General features: G+C 56.7%; 18 protein-coding genes and 1 pseudogene. 7 read left to right on the forward strand and 12 right to left on the reverse strand.

Annotation, left to right across the window (positions count from 1 at the left end):
* Positions 1–20: 20 nt before the first annotated feature.
* The 6 genes and pseudogenes from Q3Y58_RS00950 to Q3Y58_RS00975 all read left to right on the forward strand — a co-directional run bounded on the left by Q3Y58_RS00950 (position 21) and on the right by Q3Y58_RS00975 (position 9,404).
* Positions 21–755, forward strand: coding sequence for a nucleotidyltransferase family protein (locus Q3Y58_RS00950; RefSeq protein WP_274217916.1), 735 nt, complete (start codon positions 21–23; stop codon positions 753–755).
* A gap of 45 nt (positions 756–800) precedes the next feature.
* Positions 801–3,914 (forward strand): double-strand break repair protein AddB, encoded by a 3,114-nt coding sequence (gene addB, locus Q3Y58_RS00955; protein WP_319620629.1) that lies wholly within the window; start codon positions 801–803, stop codon positions 3,912–3,914.
* Positions 3,914–7,384: a double-strand break repair helicase AddA gene (gene addA / locus Q3Y58_RS00960; protein ID WP_319620630.1), complete on the forward strand. Its 3,471-nt coding sequence runs from the start codon at positions 3,914–3,916 to the stop codon at positions 7,382–7,384. The genes addB and addA overlap by 1 nt, the downstream gene beginning before the upstream one ends.
* 99 nt (positions 7,385–7,483) lie before the next feature.
* Positions 7,484–7,813: pseudogene (gene trxA / locus Q3Y58_RS00965) on the forward strand (thioredoxin); the annotation flags it as partial.
* Between the two features lie 173 nt (positions 7,814–7,986).
* Entirely contained in the window at positions 7,987–8,637 is a 651-nt protein-coding gene (gene grpE / locus Q3Y58_RS00970) for a nucleotide exchange factor GrpE (protein ID WP_274217920.1), read from the forward strand.
* Positions 8,638–8,765: 128 nt separating this feature from the next.
* Positions 8,766–9,404 (forward strand): trimeric intracellular cation channel family protein, encoded by a 639-nt coding sequence (locus Q3Y58_RS00975; RefSeq protein ID WP_274217921.1) that lies wholly within the window; start codon positions 8,766–8,768, stop codon positions 9,402–9,404.
* On the opposite strand, the gene lhpI is transcribed toward Q3Y58_RS00975, so the two are convergent.
* The 6 genes from lhpI to Q3Y58_RS01005 form a co-directional block, all read right to left on the reverse strand.
* Complete coding sequence (gene lhpI, locus Q3Y58_RS00980) at positions 9,401–10,363, reverse strand: bifunctional Delta(1)-pyrroline-2-carboxylate/Delta(1)-piperideine-2-carboxylate reductase (RefSeq protein WP_274217922.1); 963 nt, start codon at positions 10,361–10,363, stop codon at positions 9,401–9,403. The two genes, Q3Y58_RS00975 and lhpI, sit on opposite strands and share 4 nt — an antisense overlap.
* A 25-nt stretch (positions 10,364–10,388) precedes the next feature.
* A complete protein-coding gene (locus Q3Y58_RS00985) occupies positions 10,389–10,742 on the reverse strand; it encodes a LapA family protein (RefSeq protein WP_274217923.1) in 354 nt (117 codons plus the stop codon).
* A 12-nt stretch (positions 10,743–10,754) separates the two neighbouring features.
* Positions 10,755–11,057 (reverse strand): integration host factor subunit beta, encoded by a 303-nt coding sequence (locus tag Q3Y58_RS00990; RefSeq protein WP_028480621.1) that lies wholly within the window; start codon positions 11,055–11,057, stop codon positions 10,755–10,757.
* A complete protein-coding gene (gene sppA / locus Q3Y58_RS00995) occupies positions 11,050–12,060 on the reverse strand; it encodes a signal peptide peptidase SppA (protein WP_319620631.1) in 1,011 nt (336 codons plus the stop codon). The genes Q3Y58_RS00990 and sppA overlap by 8 nt, the downstream gene beginning before the upstream one ends.
* Before the next feature lie 204 nt (positions 12,061–12,264).
* Positions 12,265–12,564: a chorismate mutase gene (locus Q3Y58_RS01000; protein ID WP_274217926.1), complete on the reverse strand. Its 300-nt coding sequence runs from the start codon at positions 12,562–12,564 to the stop codon at positions 12,265–12,267.
* Between the two features lie 361 nt (positions 12,565–12,925).
* On the reverse strand, positions 12,926–13,075 hold the full coding sequence (locus Q3Y58_RS01005; RefSeq protein WP_274217927.1) for a hypothetical protein: 150 nt from the start codon (positions 13,073–13,075) through the stop codon (positions 12,926–12,928).
* A 649-nt stretch (positions 13,076–13,724) separates the two neighbouring features.
* Here Q3Y58_RS01005 and Q3Y58_RS01010 point away from each other — a divergent pair.
* Positions 13,725–14,909: a GNAT family N-acetyltransferase gene (locus Q3Y58_RS01010; protein WP_319620632.1), complete on the forward strand. Its 1,185-nt coding sequence runs from the start codon at positions 13,725–13,727 to the stop codon at positions 14,907–14,909.
* A gap of 160 nt (positions 14,910–15,069) precedes the next feature.
* Here the strand turns inward: Q3Y58_RS01010 and Q3Y58_RS01015 are convergent, their stop codons facing one another.
* The 6 genes from Q3Y58_RS01015 to aroA form a co-directional block, all read right to left on the reverse strand.
* Entirely contained in the window at positions 15,070–16,212 is a 1,143-nt protein-coding gene (locus Q3Y58_RS01015) for a glycerate kinase (protein ID WP_319620633.1), read from the reverse strand.
* Between the two features lie 10 nt (positions 16,213–16,222).
* Positions 16,223–17,488, reverse strand: coding sequence for a GntP family permease (locus Q3Y58_RS01020; RefSeq protein ID WP_319620634.1), 1,266 nt, complete (start codon positions 17,486–17,488; stop codon positions 16,223–16,225).
* A gap of 131 nt (positions 17,489–17,619) precedes the next feature.
* Positions 17,620–18,837: a sugar diacid recognition domain-containing protein gene (locus Q3Y58_RS01025; protein ID WP_319620636.1), complete on the reverse strand. Its 1,218-nt coding sequence runs from the start codon at positions 18,835–18,837 to the stop codon at positions 17,620–17,622.
* A gap of 250 nt (positions 18,838–19,087) precedes the next feature.
* On the reverse strand, positions 19,088–20,782 hold the full coding sequence (gene rpsA / locus Q3Y58_RS01030) for a 30S ribosomal protein S1 (protein ID WP_274217932.1): 1,695 nt from the start codon (positions 20,780–20,782) through the stop codon (positions 19,088–19,090).
* A gap of 206 nt (positions 20,783–20,988) precedes the next feature.
* The gene (gene cmk, locus Q3Y58_RS01035) at positions 20,989–21,615 is read right to left on the reverse strand and encodes a (d)CMP kinase (protein WP_274217933.1); all 627 of its coding nucleotides are present in this window, start codon (positions 21,613–21,615) and stop codon (positions 20,989–20,991) included.
* Positions 21,615–22,967, reverse strand: a complete 1,353-nt coding sequence (gene aroA, locus Q3Y58_RS01040; RefSeq protein ID WP_319620637.1) for a 3-phosphoshikimate 1-carboxyvinyltransferase — start codon at positions 22,965–22,967, stop codon at positions 21,615–21,617. The genes cmk and aroA overlap by 1 nt, the downstream gene beginning before the upstream one ends.
* Positions 22,968–23,077: the final 110 nt, after the last annotated feature.

Raw genomic sequence — 23,077 nt, forward strand, 5'->3', positions numbered from 1 at the left:
TTACTTGAAAGAATAAAGGAATGAATAAGAACCCAATCGCTCACCCAGAGCGTGCCATAGTGCTATCGGCTGGCATGGGCAAGCGCATGCGCCCGTTGACCGCCACCACCCCGAAGCCTCTGATCGAAGTGGCCGGCAGATCCATGCTGGACTACACCTTGCAGCGCCTGCAAAAGGGCGGCGTTCAGGAAGCGGTGGTGAACGTGCACTATCTGGCTGACTTGGTGGAAGTTCATGCCAAGAAGTTTCAGGGTATGGCCGTTGCCATTTCTGACGAACGCGATGAGCTGTTGGAGACAGGCGGCGGCGTAAAGAAGGCTCTGCCACACCTGGGAAACCAGCCGTTTCTGGTGACCAACTCCGACAGCCTATGGATTGAGGGCGTGCGCCCAAATCTGGAGACCATGGCCGAGGCGTGGAATCCTGAGAAAATGGACATCCTGTTGCTGATGGTGCCAAGTGTGAATTCCGTTGGCTACACCGGCAAGGGCGACTTCACCATGGACGTTGAAGGTGTCTTGAAGCGTCGCGTGGAGCGAACCGTGGCGCCCTATGTCTATTCCGGCACTGCCATCTTCAAGCCAGAGGTGTTTGAGGATACCCCAGACGGGCCGTTTTCCCTGAACTTGCTGTTTGATCGCGCGATCGAACAGGGGCGTCTTTATGGCGTTGAGGGGGATGGCCTGTGGCTTCACGTGGGAACCCCGGAAGCTTTGGTTGATGCCGAAAGAGCCATTGCAGAAAGCGTGAACTGACGCCTAAAAAGGATCATCTCTTGATTCTTTTGCAGGCGGTCTGTTTTGAGCCAGAACAAGCTTTTCACCATCGCACCACCAACGCCTTTCCTTCAGACGTTGGTGGAGAACCTCCTCACAGGTGAACTGGTTCCCGGGTTTGATGCCACCTCAAGCCCGCTTGCGCTCAGCAAGGTTACCATCTATGTGCCCACGCGACGTGCGGCGCGGTCCTTGCCCACCCTCCTGCGAGAGGCGATGGGCCAGCGGTCCATCCTGCTGCCCAAAATTCTGCCCCTTGGCGACGTTGAGGAAGACGAGCAGGTTCTGCGGCAAGAGCCGGATGCGGAGCCTCTGCCTCCTGCCATGTCGTTGATGGAGCGCAAGCTGGCCATGACACAGCTCGTGTGGGCGTGGAAGGGCCATTTACGCCGCGAACTGTTGGGCCTGGGCGAGGGCGATACATCGGCGTTCCCGGCATCCTCAGCAGATGCGGCATGGCTTGCCGGTGATTTGCTGACCTTGATGGATGAGGTGCAGACGGAAGAAGCCAACTGGACCGACCTGACGGGCCTTGTGCCGGACAATCACGCCCAATACTGGCAGATCACGCTGGAGTTCCTGCGCATTGTGAGTGAGCAGTGGCCCGCCTTCCTGAAAGAAGCCGGGTTCATGGACCCCAAGGCCCGCCGGTCGGCGTTGATCCGCCGCGCCGCGCAGCTGCTGCGAGATCAGCCACCCAAAGGGCCGGTGATTGTCGCAGGCGCGACGGGCTCCGTGCCAGCGACAGCGGAGCTTTTAAAAGCCGTGCTTTCCTTGGAGCATGGAGCCATTGTCCTTCCAGCTCTTGACCAGCGCATGGACAATGAAAGCTGGAAAGCCTTGGGCGGAACGGATGAGGGTATGGCTGTGCCCGGTCACCCGCAATACAGCCTGCAGAAACTTCTCGCCACCTTGGGGCGCACCCGTGACGACGTGGTGGCGCTGGGGACTGTTTCGAGCCCTTCCTTGAGCCATCGAAGCGCAATCGTAAACGAGGCGCTGCGTCCGGCAGACACCACGGATGCCTGGCAGGGCTTTTTTGCAAGCGAGCTGGCAACCAAGCGGCCCGAAGCCTTCCAGAATGTCGCGGTGCTTTCAGCGGGCAGTGAAGCGGAAGAGGCGCTGGCCGTCGCCTTGGTGTTGCGTGAAGGCATAGAAGCGGACAAGAAGGTGGCGCTCATCACGCCAGACAGAACACTGTCCCGCCGCGTGGCCTCGGAGTTGGCGCGTTGGAACATTGCCGTTGATGATACCGCTGGCCGTCCGCAAGATCAGACGCCGCCTACCATCCTCGCCATGCTGACCGCCAAGCTTGCCTTGGGCGGCCTCGACCCTGTTCAACTTCTGGCGCTGTTGAAGCACCCGTTGGCTCGGTTCGGTTTGCCGGTAAAGGAAGTGCGCGCCGCCGCGCGTGCGCTTGAACGTGGTGTGTTGCGCGGGCCGTCACCCCGGCCCGGCATATCAGGTCTGAAAGAAGCCATTCTCGCAGCCCGATCCGCCGTGGAAGACAGGCACACCCCACGCTGGAAAAAGCTGGTAGAGGCAGACTGGCAATCGATCGATCAGCTCGTTATGCGGCTGGAGGAGGCGATTGGTCCTCTCGAGGCGCTTCTGGGTGCAGCGTCCGATGTGGATGTCAAACACATTGCCCAACTGCATACTGATGCGGTGATAAAAGTTGCCGAGGAAGAAGACGGCTCCACCACCGAACTTTTCAAGGGAGAAACCGGTGCTGCCCTTGCAGACACGCTGACCTCTCTTCTGGACGCTGAGACCAGCAGTCTCGCCATTCCGGCCGCGGAATGGCCCGGCGTCTTTGCCGCCCTTGTGTCTGGCAATGCGGTGCGCTCCAAGCTGCCCGCAGACCCTAGAGTGCACCTGCTTGGACCGATGGAGGCGCGGCTTCAGCATTTCGACCGGGTGGTGCTCGGCGGATTGAACGAAGGTATCTGGCCGCAAAGAACACGTAACGACCCTTGGCTCAACCGTCCCATGAAAGGCCAGATCGGCCTCGACCCGCCGGAACGGCGCATTGGGTCCTCAGCCCATGACTTTTTGTGCGCCATGGGGGCGGAAGAAGTGGTCTTGTCCCGCTCAGCGCGGGTGGATGGTGCCCCGGCTGTAGCCTCCCGCTGGCTGCAACGGATTTTGACGCTGGCCGGGGACGAAGTGACAACCGCCATGAAGCAGCGTGGCACGCCCTACGTGGAAATGGCGCGAACACTGGACCGCTTGGAAGTGCCGGTGATGCCAGCTGAACGCCCGGAACCCAAGCCGCCGCTCAATGCGCGGCCCAAGCAGCTGTCGGTCACGCGCATCGAAACCCTGATACGCGACCCCTACGAGATTTACGCCCGCAACATTCTGAGACTGGAGGAAGTTGACCCTATTGGCGGCGAGCCAAATGCTGCCGACAAGGGCACCATCATCCATGATGCGCTGGCAAACTTCTTGAGCCAGTGGGATGCGGCTTTTGATGACAAGGCCATTCGAGCCCTGTTGGATGAAGGGGGGCGGTTGTTCCGCCCACTAGACGCGTTCCCGGCCATTCGAGCGCTGTGGTGGCCCCGTTTCGAGAAGATCGCAGAAAGCTTCGTTGGCTTTGAATATGGCCGTGCCGCCGATATTGAAAGGCGTTTTCTGGAAGTGTCTGGGGGAGCGGAGATGAAACGGCCAGATGGCAGTACGTTCAAGCTGACTGGCCGGGCGGACCGCATTGATCTGATGAAAGGCAATCAGCTTCAAGTGATTGACTACAAGACCGGCGTTCCGCCCTCGCAAAAGCAGGTGGAGGCGCTGCTCTCGCCCCAGTTGCCGCTTGAAGTGGCCATGATCCGCCGAGGTGGGTTTGAGGGCATACCGGCAGAAGCTCCAGTCAGCTCAATCCTTTATGTACAGTTGAAGGGCGGACGTGAGGCTTTGAAAGTCCACAATCGCGACCCGGAAGATCAGAGCGTGGAAGAACTCGCCGAAGAAGCATGGAGCCGCCTGGAACAGTTGGTTGCGGCCTATGAAAACCCGGCGAAGGGATACTTGTCCCGTGCCCGTGTTTTGAAAGAGCGTCAATGGGCCTCGGCCTATGACCACCTCGCCCGCGTGCAGGAATGGTCCCTTGGCGGCGAAGGGGAGGACGACTGATGCAGATCCCGGCAAAGACACTGGAAAGTCAGGCGAAGGCCGCCCACCCCCTCAACTCGGCGTGGGTAAGTGCCAATGCAGGCTCCGGCAAGACCTTCGTTTTGGCGCGGCGTGTCATTCGCTTGCTGTTGAACGGCACTGATCCGTCGCGCATTCTCTGCTTGACCTTTACCAAGGCTGCGGCCGCCGAAATGGCAACGCGCGTTTTCGATATTCTCGCCTCCTGGACCAGTCTGTCAGATGCTGAGCTGACAAAGGAACTTGAGGTGATTGAAGGTCGCCCGCCAGAACCGACAAAGGTTTCTGAAGCGCGCAGGCTGTTCGCACGAGCACTGGAAACACCGGGTGGCCTGAAAATTCAAACGATTCATGCCTTCTGCGAAGCTCTGTTGCATCAGTTCCCGCTGGAGGCAAACGTGGCAGGGCACTTTTCCGTGCTCGATGACCGCATTGCCGACGAGCTGCTTTCAGAAGCGCGGGCCCGCGTGTTGCACCGGGCAGAGGTGGACCCGGATACCGATCTTGGCCAGGCTCTTGCGCTGCTCATTGAGCTGCTGCCCGATGCTGGAGTGGAGAGCGCCCTTTCCGAGCTTATTGGCAAGCGCGATGCCTTCTACCGTTGGATTGTCGCTGCTGGTTCTCTGGAAAATGCGCTGGGCGAACTGATCGCAAGCTTTGGATTGACGGCCAACGACACCCCTGAAGCAATTGATGCCGCCTTCAAGAGTGAGTGCCTGCTGTCATCGCAAGAGGTGAAAGCCTATGCCGAAGCGCTGCGCACAGGCACGAAAACAGATCAAGGGCGCGCCGATGCCATGCTGGCAACCTTGGCGGCTCCCACAGATGAGGTCTGGCGGAGAAGCTGGCTGGATGTGTTCCTCACTCAGAAGATGGAACCTCGCAAAAGCCTCGGCACCAAGAAGATTCAGGAGGGCTTTCCCCATGTGATCGAGCACATGATGGAGGAGCAGCAACGTTTGCTGAGCCTCTTGGAAAAGCGGGCTGCTGTAATCACCGTTGCGGGCACCAAGGCGATATTGCATCTGTCTGACGCAGTGCTTCAGCACTACGAGAAGGACAAGATTCAACGCGGGTTTCTCGACTTTGAAGATCTGGTGGTGCGCGCCGCAAACCTGCTCTCTCGCTCGGATGCGGCCCGGTGGGTTCAATACAAGCTGGATCAGGGGCTTGACCATATCCTCGTGGATGAAGCGCAGGACACGAGCCCGCGCCAGTGGGAAGTGATTGGCGCGCTGGCAGAGGAATTCTTTGCAGGCGAGGGCGCGCGGGCGGGCGTTCGAACCATTTTTGCCGTCGGCGATGAAAAGCAATCGATCTACTCATTTCAAGGCGCAGTGCCTGCGTATTTTGCGCAGATGCGTGACTTCTTCAAACGACGCGCCGGTGAAGCTCAGAAAACCTTTGAGGCCATTGAGCTGAACCTCTCGTTCCGCTCCACTCCGGACGTGCTGGGTGCCGTCGACAAGGTGTTCGAGGTTCCTGAGGCCTATGCGGGCCTGTCGCAGGACAATCTTGCGCCGGTGCATGAGGCCATTCGCCGGAATGATCCCGGTCTCGTTGAGATTTGGCCCCTGGAAGAGCACGCGGACATAGAGGAACCAGAGGATTGGACTGAGCCTGTCGACCGGATCGGCAGCTCAAATCCAATGATGCGGCTGGCACGCCGGATTGCAGGGCAAATCCGCGACTGGGATGACAACGGCGTGGCATCGCCGGGAGATGTGCTGGTGTTGGTGCGCAAGCGTGGCCCTTTTGTGGATGCGCTGAACCGCGAGTTAAAGCGTCTGGACGTACCTGCTGCCGGTGCGGACCGGCTGACATTGACAGACCATATCGCCGTGCAGGACTTGGTCGCGCTGGGCCGGTTCATTCTGTTGGCGGAAGACGACATGTCTCTTGCCTGCACATTGAAAAGCCCTTTGTTTGGCCTATCCGACGATGACCTTTTCGAGATTGCTCATGAAACGCCGGGCCGTCCTCGCCCCGGCACGCTCTGGCAGATGCTCGTGAAAAAGGCGGACAGCTCCGATAAGTGGGCGGCAATCCGCAGTCAACTGGAAGACTGGCGTGATCGCGCCGACTTTGTGCCGCCTTTCGAGTTTTATGCGCGCATTCTGGGGGCCGATGGGCATCGTCTCAACTTCCGCCGCCGTCTTGGCTCGGAAGTGGATGATGTGCTTGACGAGTTCCTTGCCCTGACAATCACATTTGAGCAGACCGGGACACCGGGCCTTGAGGGCTTCCTTGCTTGGCTTGCCGCCGCGCCAACCGAGATCAAACGCGAGCTGAACAACGCCAAAGGCATGGTGCGCATTATGACCGTTCACGGCTCCAAGGGGCTGGAAGCGCCGTTTGTCATTCTGGCGGACAACTGTTCTGCGCCCGTATCGGCGCATCACGATCCGGTGATGCTGGAAAAGGCACGGCAAAACGACGACAAAGCCGCGAATGCACTCGTATGGCTGCCCACCTCTGCACTGCGGACACCGTGGCACAAGGAGGCCCTGCAAGCCATGCGGGACGGGCAGGAGGAAGAGTATCGCCGCCTGCTTTACGTTGCCATGACCCGTGCCAAGGACCGCCTTGTCGTCTGTGGTTGGTCGCCAAAGCGCGGGCCTCATGCCAATTGCTGGTATTCGATCATTGATCGCTGTTTGGCTGCGGAAAGCCGCCCGCAGCTTGATCAACTCGGCAATACCATTGGCCTGCGCTGGACCCGGGACGGCGCTGAAAAGGAAGAGCCAAAGCTTGGCGGAACAAAAGCGGAGCCCGTGAATGCGGCGGTAAGTTTGCCTGCGTGGGTAACGCGCAATGTGTCGGCACCAGACCGTTTGCGGCGCTTGAAGCCATCCGCTGCGTTTGAGGAAATGGAAACCAAGCAAGGCATCGAGCCTCCCTCTCCGATACAGGCCCTTGAAGCTGCACGCCAGCCCGAAAGCTGGCCGTTGGTCCGGGGGCGTATGGTTCACCGCCTTTTGGAAATTCTGCCGGAGCTGCCCGAGACGGAGCGTCACGCAGCCATGGAACGCTACATCGCCATTGCCTTGCCGGAGGCGTTCCGCGACCGCGAGGAAGACTTGCGCAAGGATGTGCTCGGCGTCTTGCATCACCCAGAATACAGCGCGCTGTTCACCGTTGAAGGGCAGGCTGAAGTCCCCATTCAGGGGCTGCTCAAAGATGAAGCCGGGCAGGATGTGGAGGTGTCAGGCATCATCGACCGGCTCGTTTTGCAAGGGGATGAGCTTTGGATTGTCGACTATAAAACCAATTCACAGCTTCCTGATCATCCGTCAGCGGTGAGTGAAGAGTATGCATCGCAGCTCGCGGTTTATAAGAAATTGCTCATAAACCTCTATCCCACTAAGAAAATCCGAGGTTTTCTGCTCTACACCGGTGGCCCGGTCCTCTTTGAGGTGCCGCAGGAGCGACTGGATCATTTCAATTTCTAAGAGGATCTTGGAAATCGGTTTGCTTGACGCTCAAGGTTCGGCTTCCTACCTTCGACACAACGGAGCCGCCCTGTCGGGTGACTCGAGAAAACAGAAACGAGGCACGAAATGGCGACTGTAAACGTCAGCGACGATACATTTGAAACCGAAGTCCTGAAAAGCTCCACACCTGTGCTGGTGGACTTCTGGGCGACATGGTGCGGCCCTTGTAAGATGATCGCTCCGTCTCTTGAAGAAATTTCTGACGAGATGAGTGGCGCTGTGAAGATTGCCAAGCTGGACATCGATTCCAATCAGCAGGCCGCAATGAACTATGGTGTGCGTTCGATCCCGACGATGATCCTGTTCAAGGACGGTGAGCCTGCAGCCACGCTCGTTGGCGCACACCCAAAAGGCAAGATTGCAGATTGGATCAAGCAGTACTCGTAGGCCCGCTGAAAAGCCGCTTAGAAACCTGTTTGTTTAGCGGAACTCCGGTCACACATGTGGCCGGAGGCCTTTTGTTTTAAGCAATCTTCGCCTAAATAAGACGCTGGGCCTGCACTTGGCAGGCAATCTGTCTGCATGAGCTCTTTGATGAGCCTGTAACGAGTGGGATAAGGATGACAAACGAAAGCAAGAACCCTGAAGAGGAACTCAGCAACGTAACCCCTGAGGCTACTGAGAGTGCTGAAGCTCTGGAAACTCCGCTAGAGGAAGGGGTGCTCGAGTTTGAAGACCCATCAGCTGTTCTGGCAGCAGAAAACGCTGAGCTTAAAGAGCGCGCTCTGCGCCTGATGGCTGAGATGGAGAACCTTCGTCGTCGCACCGAAAAGGAAGTACGTGACGCGAAAGCCTACGCGGTTGCTTCCTTTGCGCGTGACATGCTGGTCGTCAACGACAACCTCGGCCGTGCCATTGAAGCCCTGCCTGAGGAAGCGCGTTCAAATGGAGACAGCTCTCTGGCTTCTCTGATTGAAGGCGTTGAAATGGTGGAGCGCGACATGCTGAACCAGCTGGAAAAGCATGGCGTGAAGCGCATCAGCCCAGAAGGCGACAAGTTCGACCCGAACTTCCATCAGGCGATGTTTGAAGTTCCAAACCCAGAAGTGCCAAACGGCACGGTGGTTCAGGTGGTTCAGGCAGGCTATGTGATCGGCGACCGGGTTTTGCGTCCAGCCATGGTTGGCGTGTCCAAGGGCGGCCCAAAAGCTGCGACAAATCCGGCAGACAAGCCTGCAGAGCCGGGTTCAACTGTCGATAAAAGCGCCTGACCATTGACTTTGCGGCGATGTTAAGTAAAGCGGGGCCTTACAGCTCCGCTTTTTTGTTGGCTGAAAGCGAGCTGATCCTCATACAACAATGGCACTGAGTTCAGGCCCAACTGGCAGAGCAGACCGCAATGATCGCTTGGCAGTATCTCGATTATCTTGGCGTGGCCGTTTTCGCTATCACAGGCGGCCTGGTTGCCGCGCGTTTGCGGCAGGATTTGATCGCTTTTTTGTTCTTCTGCACGCTGACGGGCATTGGCGGTGGAACTCTTCGAGATGTGCTGCTCGACGCGCCCGTGTTCTGGACCCAGAATGAATCCTACCTGATCATCTGTGGCGCAGTGGCTGTCCTCATGTGGTTTACAGCGCACATTTGGGAGCGCCTCGACAAGCCGATCCGCTGGATGGATGCGCTCGGAATTGCGGCCTACTGCGTGATGGGGGCTGCAAAAGCCCTCACGTTTGGGGAGGCCTACTTTGTGGCCATTCTCATGGGCGTCGCCACGGCGACCTGTGGCGGCATCATCCGGGACATCGTTGCTGGTCAACCGTCGGCCATCAGCCAGCGTGAGGTCTATGTGGCTGCCACTTTTGCTGGCGCAACGGCCTATGTGGTCGTGCATGCCTTTGCGCTTGGAGACAACTGGGCCGCGCTGGCCGGCTTCTCCGTGGCCATGCTTCTGCGGGGCGGGGCACTGACCTTTGGTTGGTCTTTGCCCACCTACCTGCCTCCTGCAGACCGGAAAAAGAAAAAGCAGAAGGCGGACTAAACCCGCATGAAGACATGGCTTGCTGCCGCAAGATCTTCAATTGCGGTGCCGACGGACTTGAAAAGTGTCTTTTGATCGTAAAACCGACGTCCGGCCTTGGTGCCTTGGCACAGCTCGGTGAGATCGGCAGCGATATCGGCGCGGGTTATCAAATTGTCTTCCAAGGGGCGGACCAGATCTCCAGCACGGCTCAAGGCACCCTCATAGCTGTCTACAAACAGGCGGCAATCTTGCACCGCCTGGTCATCGCATTCGCGCATGTGAGGCAAGTAGGCGCCCATCAAGTCGAGGTGACAGCCTGCTGACAGCCATGCTCCGTGCACAAGAGGGTCAGTTGACAGGGTAGCGCAGGAAATGATGTCTGCGCCCCGCACAGCGCCCTCCAGATCCGCCGTCGCGCTGATCTTCACGCCAGGTATCTTGACGCGGGCGGCGAGCGACTCCGCAGTCTTGTTGGTCCTGTTCCAGATCAGAACCTCAGATATGGGCCTGACGGCGCAATGCGCGCGAATGAGGAAAGGTGCAAGGCCGCCAGCACCTATCATCAGCAGGCGTTTTGAATCCTCTCTGGAAAGATAGGAGGAGGCAAGCGCAGAGGTCGCAGAGGCCCGCCACAACGTCAGCTCCCTGCCATCAAGAACTGCAAGGGGCTGGCCGGTCTTCCCGGACTGCAGAAGATAGACGCCCATGACCGTTGGAAGGTTGTCTCTGCGGTTTTCCGGAATCACGGAGGAAATTTTTGTGCCGATAAAACCCCGGTCGCTGGTGCCCTGTGCCCGAAAATCGTTCCACGACGGCATAAGGACCAGTGAAGCTGTCGCCTCGTTGTTAGGCCGTTCTATCCGCAGATGATGCGCTGGCGGCGTAATGCAGCCAGTCCGGAAGGCACGGCGCAGGGTTTCGGCGAGTTCGCGAATGGTCATCACAGCATTGATTTCCTGCGCTGTGATTACCCTCATCGCGAACTCCTCAACTCAAGATGTGTTAGGCGGCCTTCTTCTTGTCCGGCATCGGCAGGCTTGGTGCCGTACCCACGGTCGCCACTTGTTTCAGGCGCTCCGCCTCGTTCTTCAGCTCCGCTGCTTCACGGCGCTTTACCCGCGCTTCCTTGCGATAGCGACCCTGTTTGGCCCAAGAGGCGATGCCGCCAATGAGCACGCCCACGGCGACGGCTGCAAACAACAACCAGAACACCGGAATGTTAAAGGCCAGAGCCGTGTCTGTCGGGTTGAACGGATTGAGTGACACCGTCACCGAGTGCCTGTTGGCGATTGCCAGTGCAATCAAAACCACTGCGATGGGTATCAGCAGAAGATTCCTAAGGAACCGTGTCACCATTTCTCTCCAAGATCAGTCGTCTTCACCGTGATCAACGCCACCGTTCAGCCGTTCTCTCATTTCCTTGCCGGTCTTGAAGAACGGAACGTACTTCTCGCTTACCTCGACCTTTTGGCCGGTGCGAGGGTTGCGTCCCGTGCGGGCCGGACGGTTTTTCACCGAAAACGCCCCAAAACCGCGCAACTCCACGCGATCCCCGCGCATGAGGGCTGAGGTTATCTCATCGAGAATTGCATTCACGATGTTCTCCACGTCCCGTTGATAGAGATGCGGATTCTGTTCGGCGATCGTTTGAACCAATTCTGATTTAATCATGTTCTGCCCCCCCTTGCATAGAGCGAGTTGCCGCACCCGGAGCGTGCCAAACAGACACCAGACCGTCAAGCGACGAAGCCTGATCACCGAGGTTCTTTGCGGAATAGATCAATGCGTTCAAAAGATAATCCAGATTAGCTGGCAAGGAATTGCCAGAGCTGGCGTTTGCAAAAAGGCCAAGTTCCGTTTCTTTCGGTATCTTCCAATCGATAACCTTGAGATCGGATGGCACATTGCGTTCTTCTTCAAGCCACGTGATGGCAACTTCTTCGCCGCCGATGGCATCAACAAGCTTGTTTTCAACGGCCTGATGGCCGCTGTACACCTGCCCATTGGCCAGTGCGTGTGCTTCTTCAGATGTAAATCCACGCCGCTCGGCTACCAGCCCAACGAACCATTCGTAGGAATCCGTGACCAGACTCTCCAAAACCGCCTTGGCCTTTGGCGAGGCGGGCTCATAGAAGTTGGGTTCGGCTTTCAAGGGAGAACTCTTCACGGTGTCCATTTCCAGCCCGATCATGTCCAGCAAGCCCTTGGCATTCCCGAACTGAAAAAGAACCCCAATTGAACCCGTTAGAGAGTTGTATCGAGCAACCACATGGTCTGCGGCAATCGCCGTCATGTAGCCGGCCGATGCACCAATGGTTCCGATTGTGGCTACAACCGGCTTTTCCTCCGCCAGCTTGCGCAGAGCGCCATAGAGGGCCTCTCCGCCTGTCGTCGTTCCGCCAGGAGAATTGATGGAAACAATGACGCCGCGTACCGAATCGCTCTCCGCTATTCGGGAAATCATCTCCAACCGTTCGCGATCATCAAGAATGGCGCCATTCACGGTGATGCGCGCAATGTGTTGGCGGGACTTCGAAAAGTCAGCAACGCTGGAGTTCATCAGAATGAACGTACCAATGCCTAAAACGACGATAAGGAAACAAAGGATGCGCCAGAACGATACTTTCCGCCTCAATCGGCGGCGATCTATTACGATGTCGCTGTCCAAACTCATAGGGGTGGTGGGCTCCCTGTTTACGCCTCAGCCTGACGCAGATGTTCCGATCGCGGTTGCAAACGACGATCCATTCAAAATTCAAATGTTAGTATGAACCAGAAAAAGTCGCTTGAAAACAACCATCTGCGTCTTTTAGACGAATCTGGCGAAGTTGCACCTGCCGAATTCGGCAGGTTACATCTATCAGTGGTTGTATTCGGGTCAGGATGTACCTAATTCCGCTTCTTCGCGGGCAATTGCCTGTTCCATGAGCTGTCGCCACAGCCCCTCATAGAAGTCCGGGTTCAAGTTTTCTGCGTCAGCATGGGCGCGGACGTTGCGCGCAACCTCTTCTACGCGTTCATTGATTCGGGCTGGCAGTCCCATTGGCTTCTTGATTTCGGCAGCGCGGTTGATGTAGCTCCACCGTTCCGCAAAAAGCGAAATCAGTTCTTTGTCCAGACGGTCAATCTCCTGCCGCAGTTGGGTCATGTCTGCGCAGTCTTGTGCTAAGCGATTCATTCCTTGCCTCTTTTTTTGTGCGTCATGCTTAGGAGAACGCATAAAGATGTGCAAGCGCGGGCCGTTGCTTGGCAACTACTAAGGAACATTTGGGGAATTTGGAAAAAGAGTGCCGCCAAGTTCCTCAGGAGGTGGGGGGGAGCTGGGAACAAGGCGGCATTATGAGTGGTCTATGGGACCAGTTGGACTTTCGTCCTTATTCAGGTCACTGTGTTTACCGGCTGCTCTGAAAATCCGGCGTGTCCAGTGATCGTTCTTACTTGGCGCGATAGACTAGGGGCATAATCGATCGCGCTTTGTTTGGGAGCTCCGTAGCCGGTTGCTGCAAGGACGGCGTTCTAAGAAGAGCTCCCGCTCATCACTACGGCTTCGGGCGGACCGTAGGATGATCTCGGTGCTGCGTTGCTTCCAACGCAAAATATCGTGGAGCGGTAATCACCGCAGATGCTGCGAGCGCTAGAGACATGAATACTGGAAAGATCATGATCAGCTCTGCTGGGTTTGTGCTCACAGCGACCCTCCGTTCTTTTTATTTTTTACGTAAGGGTAATTTACACAAAGCATGCCAGTTTGGAATAGCGATAAAAACGGGAATTTTTGCCAGTTTGCAGCCGTGAAGTAGCAATCTGCAACTTGGGGTGATAGAAATGACAGGTATGGCTAAGCAATATGCAATTGTGCCCGAAACAAGGCGTACAACGTTTGATAGCTATCCCCGGATCACTGGCATTTCTTGGGTATATCTTGTTAAAAGATAACTCTGCGTAACCTGGCAGGTTGCACCGTAGTTTTTTTTCAATAATATGCGCGACCTTTCCCGGCTACTTAATATCCGTCAACTTTCAAGTGATTGTGGCGCAAAAGTGCAGAGAATTTAGTAGTTTCTGCAGTGTTTTTGAAATTTTGACAGGTATTCGATACTCCTCGCGCAACGAAAAAACAGTGAACAGTGTGTTCATCTTTTAGAACATGTTGCCTTGCGAAAGGTTTTCCTCGGAATGGTTTTTTAATAATATGATTTTTTGAGGCATGAGGTTCTGCCGCTAAGGCAATTTTTGGATGCTTCTTACCCATTCGACTGATGATTAACTCGACAGTTCTACTGGAGGTGGCGCACAGTTCCTCCGATGCATGTCTCAGGTAGTGATTCAGAAGTTAGAATGGGCAGCCAAACCCAAATAGCCCGAGGGGAAGTAGAGCTTCCTGAAAGAAAAGAGAAGGACAGATCCAAGAATCTGTCCCTTGCTGTTCTTGATTCACCTGACGGAATGGAGCGCAGCAAGCACCAGTGGCATGCGCTGGAAGAGCGGTGCGCACCTCATTCGGTCTTTACAAGCTGGCCTCTGTGCTTCGCTGCTTTGCAAAACCTGAGTGATCATGAGCGCGGCTACATTTTTACAGTCTGGGATGGAGAGAAGCTCGTTGCGGTGTTGCCGTTGAAGCGTGTCGCGCGGCGTGGCCTTGCCAAACTGACCAATCTCATCTCGGAGGGGCATTCAACGCTCGACCTTATGGCCGATGAAGCTGTCTCGCGGTCCGACCTTCTGGCGGTTCTTGCGCCGGCTTTCAAGGCTGCTAAGGCCGATTTGTTGGAACTGCGCGAGTTGAAGATGAACCAGGCGCTCATGCAGTTCCTGGAATGGGCCGGTCATGCGCACAAGTTCAAGGGCACGACGGCGCAGCTGGACTTGCAAAGCAGCTCAAGCTTCGAGGACTATTTTGTCGATATCGGCGAAGAACTGCGCCAACGCATGCATACGGGTCGTCGACAACTGGAAAAAGTCGCTCCGATCGAACACAAGATCATCACAGATCATCAGCAGCTTATAGAGCAAACAATGCCCGAGTTTGGCCCGCTTGCCTCCATGGATGAAGCGCGCGTGCGGAAGCTAAGCTTCATTCGGGCGTTGGCATCGGCCCCAAGCGAAGCCTGTCGGGTCGTTCTTACAGTCATAAAGCACGGCGACCGGATGATTTCGCGCGAGTGGGGGGTCATTCACCGCAAAGGATACACGGCCTATGCGATCTGCCGCGATCCGGCCTATGACAAGTTTCATACGCATGCGCTTCACAACGCCGAAAACATCCGCATGTGCTTTGAGAACAAACTGAAGAGCATGGACTTTGGCGCACACCTTAAAACAGAAGCCATCGCTTGGACCAACAACTTGACTCCGGTGTTCGATGTTTATCGAGCTCTGACGCCAAAGGGGTATCTCTATCTCTATGGGTGGCGCGCAGCTCTGAAGCCTGCCTTGAAGTGGCTTGTGCGCAAGGGGCGCAAGCTGCTTGCCGTCGGATTTCGAAAGCTGCCAAGGCGCGCGTCTTCTTCATCTGCATCATAGCCATACATTGCTGAGACTTTGGGGCGCTGGCCCCTATGCTCGAAAAGGGGGGGGCAGTGGGCCAAATGCCTGCGGAAGCTTGGAGGCGACGGGTTTCTGAAATGGAAAACCCGGCGTGAAGCCGGGTTTTCGCGAGCGAGTCTTGACGGGAAATGCCGACTTAGGAATGGCCTTGGGAGAGAGCCATCACTGCGGCAACGTTGCGCGCGGTCTGAGTCACGTTGAACTTCGCTTCCGTCAAGGCCTCTTGTAGTGAGACAGAACGGGGCACGACGCTGAAGATCGCGTCGATACCATGATCATGGACCACATGGCTGTCTGTGGTCAGGCAGCCAGCAATGCCAATGACCGGCTTGTTGGCGGCTCTGGCGATACGGGCCACGCCCATGGGCGTTTTGCCGTTGATGGTCTGGCTGTCGATGCGGCCTTCTCCGGTGATTACCAGATCCGCATCCTTCACAGCCTCAGCCAAGCGTACCGCATCCATCACAATGTCAATGCCAGGTCGCAGCACAGCATTGAACAGACCCATGAACGCCGCACCAAGGCCGCCCGCAGCGCCAGCACCAGGAACGTCTTTCACGTCTTGGCCCAGCTGGTCTTTCATGACGGCGGCATAGTGCGCGAGGTAGCCGTCGAGTTCTTGCGCGACTTGCGGTGAGGCCCCTTTTTGCGGGCCAAAGACATGTGAGGCACCGTTTGGACCGCACAGAGGGTTGGTGACATCACATGCCACCTCCAGCCGCACACCTGCCAGTCGCGGATCCACACCAGTGATGTCTATGCGCGCCAGACTTCGCAGTGCGCCACCGCCAGCAGGTAACTCGACTCCATCATCATCAAGCATCCGCACGCCCAGAGCCTGCGCCATGCCCAATCCGCCGTCATTGGTGGCACTGCCACCAATGCCAACAATGATGTGTTCCACGCCCTCATCGAGAGCAGCCTTGACCAGTTCGCCTGTCCCAAAGGTCGATGTGACCAATGGGTCCCTCTGATCTTGGGGAACAAGGTGCAGGCCGGAGGCGGCGGCCATTTCGACTACCGCTGTCTTGCCGTTGCCCATCAGGCCAAAGAAGGCTTTGACAGGTGTTCCCAACGGGCCCGTGACGGTTTTTTCGACTATCCGGCCGTTGGATGCGTCAACCATGGACTGAACAGTGCCTTCGCCGCCGTCAGCCACAGGTAGCTTGAGGTAGTCGACATCCGGGAAAATCTCCCGAAAGCCCTCTTCAATGGCCTCGGCGACTTCCATCGCCGTCAGGCTTTCTTTGAAGGAATCGGGTGCGATTACAATTTTCATGATTTGAAACTCACACAAAGAAACCAAAGACGCCGAAGATCAGGGTTGAGATGACCGCAATCGTCAGACCAACGGCAGATTCGTATGGCAACAGCTTAAGGCGTTCTTTGATGTCCATGTACACAGCACCGCCGGTGGCATGGAAGAAACTGCCGTGAGGCATGTGGTCCAGAACCGTCGCACCTGCATGCATCATGGCTGCACCTGCAAGCGAGGCAACGCCCAGTTCCATGATGGTTGGCCCGAAGACGTTGGAGGCAACTGCCGTACCAGCCGTGGTGGATGCCGTCGCAAGTGACATGGTTGCACCTGAAATCGGGGCAAGAAGGTAGGAAGGCAAGCCAGAGGCGGCAAGCACGTCAATCAGGCCGGTCTTGAGACCGGAGTTGGCGATGATGCCAGCCAGCGTACCGGTACCCAGCAGCATGATGGCCACAGGCGCCATGCGAGACAATCCGGAAACGGCAAAGGCATTTGTTTCGCGGGCACGGCCCATGGCAACGGCACCAAGCACACCACCCAGAGGCAACGCAATCAGCGGGTCAACGCTGATACCGGCGAACGGACGCAGCGCCAGAAGCACGATCGCAACAAGCGGGGCCACAAGTGCAGCACTGAAGCTCGGTAGTTCGCTGTAGTCTACGGACACAACTTCATGCTCTTGCACCATGCCACCCTTGGTGCGCAGGCTTTGAGCAATGAAATAGGCTGCCACCAGGCCGCAAAGGCCCGGGATGACGCCAGCTGCCATGACAGTGGTCAGCGGCACGTTGAAGGCATCTGCAGCCGCAATGGCGTTCGGGTTTGGAGACATCACGTTACCCGCCTTGCCGCCGCCGATCATGGCAAGAAGAACCGCCATCTTGGACAGGTCAGCGCGCCGGGCCACTGCCAGAGCAATCGGGGAAACCGTGATCACGGCCACGTCGACGAAAACGCCCACGGCAGTCAGGATCATGGTGGCAATCGCCAGTGCCAGCAGGGCACGGGTCTCGCCGACTCGTTTTACAATTGTTTCCGCGATGGATGTGGCTGCGCCAGATTCAATCAGCACACCGGCCAGTACGCCGGCGGCCAGAATGCGCAGTACGGATGTTGTGATGCCCTGTGCACCGCCAATCATCAACGACACAGTGCCGGACAGGTCGACGCCGCCCACGAGACCGCCGACAAGCGCGCCAATGATCATGCCGTAAGCCGGTGACACGCGTTTGAGGATCAGGACAATTGCGATCGTCAGCGCGACCAATGCCCCAAGGGTAGAAACCTCCACCATAATCTGCTCCCAGTTTTTAAGAATGCAGGGCAAAATCTACGCTCGGCTGCCACCCATTGCTTTAGGCGCGCACACAGAGAATCTGTAAGATTTCAGAGGAATTCTTGTGCAGGTGCACGACGTGCTTTTGCTTAGCCTTGATGCAGCATGGCCAAGTAAAGCCTTGTCTTGTCGCCAATATTGTAGAGGTTGAGCCCGGTTTCCTCTTCAATGCGCTTCAGGCGATAACGCAATGAGTTGCGGTGTATCCCAAGTTCCGCGCAGACGCTGATGTGGTCTTCGTTATTGCGGAAAAAGCAGGCCAGCGTCTCAAGCAACACGTCCTTGCCTTCCAGAGCACGGAGGGGGCGACACAGCTCCGCACCACGCCAGTTGCGCCCGGACAAGCCATTGATCAGAACCGCAAGGGTGTGATCATGATAAAACAGCATATGCCCTGCATTGTGGGCATCTGCGTCTGAAACCGCCTCAAGCGTTGCCTTGGCGGTTTCATAGGACCGAGACAGTCCGGAAAGGCCTTGAAAGAACCCTCCAAGCGCAATGCGGATTTCAAAGTCCGTCTCGCGCCGGACGCGCTCCATCAGCTTGGCGACCCGCTCGCGCTCCAGTTCCTGAGACCATCCGGTTCGATTCAACGTAATCGGCTTGAGAACGATGACTTCGTTGCGCGCAACTGAAGAAATGCCAACCAGATTGTTGCGCTCAGGAAACTCCAGCAAATGCACAAGCCTTTGCAAGTGGTCCAGAGAAAGCTCCTGACCTGGGGCAGGAAGGACGCGCACAATGCTGGCGATCCGGGGTTGGGATAGATCTATGCCCAGCCGCTCGGCGATGGTGCGCAAGTGCATTTCATGCAGGTCTGGGCCTTGCACCAGTTGCAGGACCAGCTCTTCGCGGTGACGCTTGTCCCATTCAACATGGTTCAACAGCGAAGCTTGCTCGATGATCAGTTCGGCGGCCATCTTCACCAGCTCGGCGTAGCGGCGAACCTGCTCCGGCGGTCCGGAAATACCAACCACGCCGATGGGGGCTTCCTGAAACAGAATGGGGATGTTCACGCCCGGGCGCACGCCTGTCAGGTGCTGCGCGGTTGCTGCATCAATATCAACCGTGCGGTTGTCGTTGATGGCCAGCAGCGCGCCCTCATGGCGCTGGTGTAGGCGGCTCGGATCGCCGGACCCGATGATCAGGCCATTCCCGTCCATCACGTTCACTGAAAACGGGATGATCTTCATGGCCCGTTCTACAATTTGCCTCGCGATAGATGAATTGATCTGAGTTTTTTCAGAGTGCGCAGCTTTGTCCAAGCCCCGTTCACCAAATGGAACGTGCTTCACTTCCCCCAACATGACAGTGACTTCCCCGCAAGTGTTCTGTTCTTGTAAGCAACGTAGCGTTCGATCCTAGGGGTAATAGATGAATTGAAATAAATCTAGTGGGTATCCTGCGGCTAAGTTGCACCGGATCATTTGCGCTGCGGGCGGAGGGCTCTGGCCGGCGTAACGGGTCGCGATGCAATCTGTGCCGAGCGATCCAATATGCCACAAAAAAAGCCCGGCCAGACGGCCGGGCTTTCTCTCAGATCACTAAAGGATCCTATTAGTCTTCGTCGCGTGCCTTCATCGCTGCAGCGAGGATGTCGCCGAGAGAAGAGCCAGCTTCGGAAGAACCGTACTGTGCAACCGCTTCCTTTTCTTCGGCGATTTCGAGCGCCTTGATGGAAACGCCTACGCGGCGGGTCTTCTTGTCGAACTGGGTAATGCGAGCTTCAAACTTGTCACCAACGTTGAAGCGTGCTGGATCCTGTTCGTTGCGTTCACGGGACAGGTCGGCGCGGCGTACGAATGCAGTCAGGTCGCTGTCTGCAATCTTGACTTCCAGACCGCCGTCCTTGATCTCGATTACTTCACAGTTCACAACTGCGCCCTTACGGACGTCGCCAGCTGCTGCTTCAAACGGATCGGAGCCGAGCTGCTTGATGCCGAGGGAGATGCGTTCTTTTTCAACGTCAACGTCGAGAACGATCGCCTTGACAACATCACCCTTCTTGTACTCTTCGATAACCTGTTCGCCTGGACGGTTCCAGTCGAGGTCGGAGAGGTGAACCATGCCGTCAACATCGCCTTCGAGGCCGATGAACAGACCGAATTCAGTCTTGTTCTTGACTTCGCCTTCGACTTCAGCGTTGACAGGGAACTTCTCAGCGAAGGCTTCCCATGGGTTCTGAAGGGTCTGCTTGAGGCCCAGAGAAATGCGGCGCTTGGAAGCGTCCACTTCCAGAACAACCACTTCCACTTCCTGAGATGTAGAAACGATCTTGCCTGGGTGTACGTTCTTCTTGGTCCAAGACATTTCGGAAACGTGGATCAGACCTTCGATGCCTGGCTCCAGCTCGACGAATGCGCCGTAGTCGGTGATGTTGGTCACACGACCGGAGAACTTTGCGTTCAGCGGGTACTTTGCGTCGATGCCTTCCCATGGATCGGTCTCGAGCTGCTTCATGCCGAGGCTGATGCGATGGGTTTCCTGGTTCACGCGGATAACCTGAACCTTCACGGTCTGACCGATTGTCAGAACTTCGCTTGGGTGGTTAATGCGGCGCCATGCAATGTCGGTAACGTGCAGCAGGCCGTCGATACCGCCGAGGTCAACGAATGCACCGTAATCGGTGATGTTCTTAACAACACCCTCAACGGTCTGACCTTCTTCAAGGCTCTGTACCAGCTCAGAACGCTGCTCTGCGCGGGTCTCTTCCAGAACAGTACGACGGGAAACGACGATGTTGCCACGACGCTTGTCCATCTTCAGGATCTGGAATGGCTGAGCGTTGTGCATCAGCGGAGTCACGTCGCGCACTGGACGGATGTCCACCTGAGAGCGTGGAAGGAAGGCAACGGCGCCATCCAGATCCACGGTGAAACCACCCTTGACCTGGTTGAAGATCTGACCAGTAACCTTTTCGCCTGCTTCGAAAGCAACTTCCAGACGAACCCAGCTTTCTTCACGGCGCGCTTTGTCACGGGACAGAACAGCTTCGCCGAGAGCGTTTTCAACGCGCTCAAGGTAAACTTCAACTTCGTCGCCAACGCTCATTTCGCTGTCGCGAGCCTTAGCGCCGAATTCCTTGAGTGGGACGCGGCCTTCTACTTTGAGACCTACGTCGATAACTGCGAGATCTTTTTCAATGGCAACAACTGTGCCCTTGACCACGGTACCTTCATAAACGTCGGAAGTGGCAAATGATTCTTCCAACAGGGCCGCAAAATCTTCAGCAGCTGCGTTCATGTTTTCCATAAAAACTCCTGGTGCCATAAGCTATGGCGTCGCCGGCGGGTTAGTGTTGATGTAAAGGGAGTCAAGTAGCCCGGCTTCCCAAAAGGTGTTGGGAAACAACCGCTTATAAAAAGCGGGCCGGCGAGGGCGGGATGCAAGACTCCAATTGTCTGTAATGCGGTCGGGCGACCAAACAAACGCTCAAACTTCTGCTTTCCAGAAAAAGCTTAGGATTTCCGCGCGGTTTCTATGATATCCACAGCCGCATTAAACGCCGACTCTATATCCATTTCTGTCGTATCAAGCAAGTGGGCATCTGCAGCTGGCTTCAATGGAGAGTCCTTGCGGGTCTCGTCGCGCTCATCCCGGCGCTTCAAGTCAACAAGAATTTCATCAAAATCAACTTCGAAACCTTTGCCCAGCATCTCGTCTGTACGTCGGCGCGCGCGCGCTTCCGCAGAGGCGGTGATGAACAGTTTCGCCGTAGCGTTTGGACATACAACGGTGCCAATGTCGCGGCCATCAAGAACGGCGCCTTCGCCATCCTCGGCAAACTTGCGTTGCAGGACGACAAGCTCCTCGCGCAGGCCGCTCAAAACGGCAATACGAGAGGCCGCTTCGCCGATCTCGTGCGCTGAAAGCTGACCGCGATCCAGATGGCCAAGATCCAGATTTCGCGCCACGGAAATGGCAACCTCTTCATCCCCCAGTGGCAAGCCACGGGCCAGCAAAGCAGCTGCAACAGCGCGGTAAGTCAGGCCGGTGTCCAAATGGCGCAAGCCGTAGTGGGAAGCAATTTGCCGTGCCAGCGTGCCTTTGCCTGACGCGGCCGGTCCATCAAGAGCAATGATCATTACGCATTCTCTCCCTGTACAGACAGCTTGCCGCCGAGTTCCTTCAAGAGCGGTAGGAACGTTGGAAAGCTCGTCGCAATCGGCGCTGCGTCATCGACGGTGACGGACTTGTCTGCAGCCAGTCCCAGAACGAGGAAGCTCATGGCGATACGGTGGTCGAGATGGGTCTCGACAGTGCCGCCGCCGATGCCTGTTGCGCCGCCCGTGACGGTCAGCGTGTCTTCACCTTCAACACATGGGATATTGTTTGCCTCAAGGCCGCGGGCAACCGCTGCAAGGCGGTCGGATTCCTTCACGCGCAGTTCCTCAAGGCCCAGCATGTGGGTTTCCCCTTCCGCAAATGCCGCAGCAATCGACAGAATTGGGTACTCATCAATCATGGAGGGCGCGCGCTCGGCTGGCACCGTAACGCCCTTCAGCGCAGAGTGTTTGGCGCGAATGTCGCCAATCTTCTCGCCGCCGCTTTCCCGTTCGTTTTCAACGGTGATGTCAGCGCCCATTTCCAAAAGCGTTGTGATCAAACCGATGCGCTGCTCGTTCAACAGCACGCCTTCAACCAACACGTCGGAGCCGGGTGTGATCAGTGCAGCGACAATCGGAAACGCCGCAGAAGAGGGGTCACCGGGAACAGTGATGTTCTGTGGCTTCAGTTCAGGCTGGCCCTGCAGCGTAATCACGCGCTCACCCGCATCGTTGATCTCAACCTTAAGGTCCGCGCCAAAGCCGACCAGCATCTTTTCAGTGTGGTCGCGTGTTGCCACAGGTTCAATCACTGTCGTTGTGCCCGGGGTGTTTAGCCCGGCAAGCAAAACCGCAGACTTGACCTGAGCAGAAGCCATGGGCACGCGATAGGTGGTTGGCAGTGGTGTTTGCGCGCCGCGAATGGTGGCAGGCAGACGATCTCCGCGCCGGGCGATCACTTCCGTTCCCATCTCGCGCAGCGGGTCCAGCACCCGGCCCATCGGGCGGCGGGAAAGGGATGCATCGCCAACCATGGTGACAGCAATTGGGTGACTTGCGAAAATGCCCATGCACAAGCGCACGCCGGTGCCCGCATTGCCAAAATCGATTGGAGCTTCCGGCTCCATCAGGCTGCCCAGCCCAACGCCGTCAACGGTCCAGGTTCCATCATCGTGCTTTTTGCACACAGCGCCAACGGCGTTCATGGCACCTGCTGTGCCCAGAATGTCCTCTGATTCGAGCAGGCCTTCAATTTTGGTCTGCCCCACAGCCAGAGCGCCAAACATGAGCGAGCGGTGTGAAATGGATTTGTCGCCAGGGACGCGAATGCTTCCCTTGAGAGCCTCACTTTTTGTTGTTGTCACTGTTTGTGGTGACGAATTGTGGGACATGTTCAATTCCGGGGTTGCGACTAGAAAAAAAGTAGTCCCTCCTAGCACGTCGCAAAAGGGCAGTCACCCTGTATTCGGGGTGAGACTCTTGAGATTATTCAATGCTGAAT

Source organism: Nesiotobacter zosterae, from assembly GCF_033843645.1.
Classification (GTDB): Bacteria; Pseudomonadota; Alphaproteobacteria; order Rhizobiales; family Stappiaceae; genus Pseudovibrio; species Pseudovibrio zosterae.

What these genes read in the sequence shown, in the direction of transcription:
- rpsA (WP_274217932.1), bottom strand. Translation starts at nt 20,782, where the DNA reads ATGGAAAACATGAACGCAGCTGCTGAAGATTTTGCGGCCCTGTTGGAA.
- Q3Y58_RS00950 (WP_274217916.1), top strand. Translation starts at nt 21, where the DNA reads ATGAATAAGAACCCAATCGCTCACCCAGAGCGTGCCATAGTGCTATCG.
- lhpI (WP_274217922.1), bottom strand. Translation starts at nt 10,363, where the DNA reads ATGAGGGTAATCACAGCGCAGGAAATCAATGCTGTGATGACCATTCGC.
- Q3Y58_RS01010 (WP_319620632.1), top strand. Translation starts at nt 13,725, where the DNA reads ATGGGCAGCCAAACCCAAATAGCCCGAGGGGAAGTAGAGCTTCCTGAA.
- Q3Y58_RS01020 (WP_319620634.1), bottom strand. Translation starts at nt 17,488, where the DNA reads ATGGTGGAGGTTTCTACCCTTGGGGCATTGGTCGCGCTGACGATCGCA.
- cmk (WP_274217933.1), bottom strand. Translation starts at nt 21,615, where the DNA reads ATGATCATTGCTCTTGATGGACCGGCCGCGTCAGGCAAAGGCACGCTG.
- Q3Y58_RS00990 (WP_028480621.1), bottom strand. Translation starts at nt 11,057, where the DNA reads ATGATTAAATCAGAATTGGTTCAAACGATCGCCGAACAGAATCCGCAT.
- Q3Y58_RS01015 (WP_319620633.1), bottom strand. Translation starts at nt 16,212, where the DNA reads ATGAAAATTGTAATCGCACCCGATTCCTTCAAAGAAAGCCTGACGGCG.
- Q3Y58_RS00975 (WP_274217921.1), top strand. Translation starts at nt 8,766, where the DNA reads ATGATCGCTTGGCAGTATCTCGATTATCTTGGCGTGGCCGTTTTCGCT.
- Q3Y58_RS01025 (WP_319620636.1), bottom strand. Translation starts at nt 18,837, where the DNA reads ATGTTGGGGGAAGTGAAGCACGTTCCATTTGGTGAACGGGGCTTGGAC.
- addA (WP_319620630.1), top strand. Translation starts at nt 3,914, where the DNA reads ATGCAGATCCCGGCAAAGACACTGGAAAGTCAGGCGAAGGCCGCCCAC.
- aroA (WP_319620637.1), bottom strand. Translation starts at nt 22,967, where the DNA reads ATGTCCCACAATTCGTCACCACAAACAGTGACAACAACAAAAAGTGAG.
- sppA (WP_319620631.1), bottom strand. Translation starts at nt 12,060, where the DNA reads ATGAGTTTGGACAGCGACATCGTAATAGATCGCCGCCGATTGAGGCGG.
- Q3Y58_RS00985 (WP_274217923.1), bottom strand. Translation starts at nt 10,742, where the DNA reads ATGGTGACACGGTTCCTTAGGAATCTTCTGCTGATACCCATCGCAGTG.
- Q3Y58_RS01000 (WP_274217926.1), bottom strand. Translation starts at nt 12,564, where the DNA reads ATGAATCGCTTAGCACAAGACTGCGCAGACATGACCCAACTGCGGCAG.
- grpE (WP_274217920.1), top strand. Translation starts at nt 7,987, where the DNA reads ATGACAAACGAAAGCAAGAACCCTGAAGAGGAACTCAGCAACGTAACC.